A 2320-nucleotide genomic window follows, 5' to 3' on the forward strand; every position below is an offset into this window, starting at 1 on the left:
GGGCAAGCGTTCATTTGTCTACATGTTCTCCCAAAACCGGGTTCATGACGACCAGGGTACCTTTAGGATAGTTAAAATTAAAAAGCCTTATAAATGAATTATTAATTTCAGATAGTTTATTTTTAATGATCATCTTCTAATTTTTAATTAACTTGAACAAAAAAATGTCTAGAAATTATATATTAGAATATATATACATTACTAAAAAAGAAAGTTGGCAGACTTATGATTTTTGGTCACATTTTGTTTGGAACAATTTCATTGATTGGAGTTCTTTTACTTGATTATGGTTTTCGTGATGAGTTTAACAGTTTAAATCTTATTCAGAAATTAGCAATTTTCTTCTCTATATTTGGAATCTTCGCAACGGTTGCTTTCGGCTTATTCATGGTTGGCAATTTATTAGCGGGTGCCGCCGTTTCCATAGTTGGTCTTGTGCTTTTGGTATATTTAATCCGTCCGACGGTTAAGGAAAAAAATAGCAATAAGTAAGTTATTTTCAAGGGAAACTGATGGAAAAATAAAAAGGTCTTCTAAATTTGGAAGGCCTTTTTATTAAATTATCAATCGGGAAGTTAGAATATAAAGGAATAAGGAATAAGGAATAAGGAATAATGAAACGGCATATTACTACTTAATTTCCAGGACATTTTAAAAATAAGACCCGCTCTTAGTATCAACTAAAAGTAGGCCTTTAATTAGATAATTTTTTCTAATATTTTTTCTTTGAAAAATGAGAATGCTAAATTTTAGCTGCTTTTTCTTTTTCTTGTTTGAGCAATACATTATCGTAGTGTTTTATAAATGGATACCATACAAGAAAGGCGACAATAGCATCGACAATTGAAAGAACAGCTCCTTTCCAACTAGCTGTTGCAATGAAACCACTTAAACCAACCGGAGTAGGCCAAGGCTGTTGAAGAATAACTTTCGGCACTAATTTGGATGTTATCGCGACGTAGCTGACAATACCTGAGGCTAGAGGGGCACAGATAAATGGAATAATTAGATTAATATTATAGACAATCGGCAAACCAAATAAGATTGGCTCATTGATATTGAAAATAGCAGGGACAATTTCTACTTTTCCAATTTCTCTTAATTGGGTTGAACGGGATCGGAATAACAGCCAGATTGCCAAACCCAAAGTTGCCCCGGATCCTCCGATAATAACGAAAGCGTTCAATGGATCACCGGCAAAGAAGTGAAAACCTCCTTTGGCATTCGATGCCATGTTGGCCAAGACGATTGGTGTGTAAAAGGAACTCATAATAGTTGCTCCATGGACACCAAACCACCATAGGAAGTGAATCAGAAAGACGATAATCAAGAATCCCCACCATGTATCAGCGATGTTGCTAACAAATGAAAATGGAATATAAAGAATTTTGAATATGTCGGTTCCCATAATGATCAAAATGAGATCGATTGCCGCGATCACGAAAGCGACACAAAAACCTGGAATTAATGCGCTAAAGGAGTTAGACACGCCAGCCGGTACTGAAGCTGGCATTTTTATCTGCCAATTGTGTTTTATGGTAAAACGATAGACCTGAACCGTAATCCAGCCAACAATTAGTCCGGTAAAAATACCCACGGCAGCAATTCTTGTAATTCCTGAAGTTGAAACGGCGTAGCCACCACCAATAATATTAACGGCTTTTAGAGACTGAACAAATTGGATACTACCGTTCTTCCAAACTAATTGTGGAACAGTGATGAAGAATGCCATTAAAAACATCAACAGGGCGTTCATTGGAACAACATTTATATGTTCTTCCTCTTGATATATTTTGGTGTACGAATAAGTAAATGTACCAGCAAAAACCAATGCTAAAATACCCATTGTCGAATTATAGACAACCTGGAACAGATTGATAAATCGACCAAGAGTATCAGCATAAAGCGCCGCGAATCCTGGAATTGGAAAAGCCTGCGGCAACACTGTCAAAATTAAAAAAATTGCTCCTATGATTGTAAACGGGATAACACTAAAACCAGCCTGCATAATTGCTCGGACAAATCGCGACCCAGCAAACTTACCAGCTGCTTTTGTCATATTATCTTTAAAGGAGCTTGTTTGTTTATTATCCATGTTATTTCTCCTCAAACTTTGAACTTTCTGTCAAAATAGGACAAATATATTAATAACAAAGAAGCATTCAATCTATAATTTATCCCAATAAATTTATTTTTATTTCAGGATCGGAAAACTAGCGAGTTTATTTTTATCAATTCATTTTATTTCAATCTGTATATCTGCTCGTTATCATTTATCCTCGATCCTTTTATACAGCTCAACTATCTCACCGGCCAGATC

Annotated in this window: 2 protein-coding genes; one reads left to right on the forward strand and one right to left on the reverse strand. The window is 35.4% G+C overall.

The genetic code is table 11. From position 1 onward, the window contains the following. Positions 1–225: 225 nt before the first annotated feature. A complete protein-coding gene (locus A3G9_RS0109235; RefSeq protein WP_002816934.1) occupies positions 226–492 on the forward strand; it encodes a hypothetical protein in 267 nt (88 codons plus the stop codon). Between the two features lie 250 nt (positions 493–742). Here the strand turns inward: A3G9_RS0109235 and celB are convergent, their stop codons facing one another. Then, on the reverse strand, positions 743–2095 hold the full coding sequence (celB, locus tag A3G9_RS0109240) for a PTS cellobiose transporter subunit IIC (RefSeq protein WP_002821005.1): 1353 nt from the start codon (positions 2093–2095) through the stop codon (positions 743–745). Between the last annotated feature and the right edge of the window lie 225 nt (positions 2096–2320).

Origin of the sequence: Oenococcus oeni DSM 20252 = AWRIB129, assembly GCF_000372485.1 — a bacterium.
Classification (GTDB): Bacteria; Bacillota; Bacilli; order Lactobacillales; family Lactobacillaceae; genus Oenococcus; species Oenococcus oeni.

What these genes read in the sequence shown, in the direction of transcription:
- A3G9_RS0109235 (WP_002816934.1), top strand. Translation starts at nt 226, where the DNA reads ATGATTTTTGGTCACATTTTGTTTGGAACAATTTCATTGATTGGAGTT.
- celB (WP_002821005.1), bottom strand. Translation starts at nt 2,095, where the DNA reads ATGGATAATAAACAAACAAGCTCCTTTAAAGATAATATGACAAAAGCA.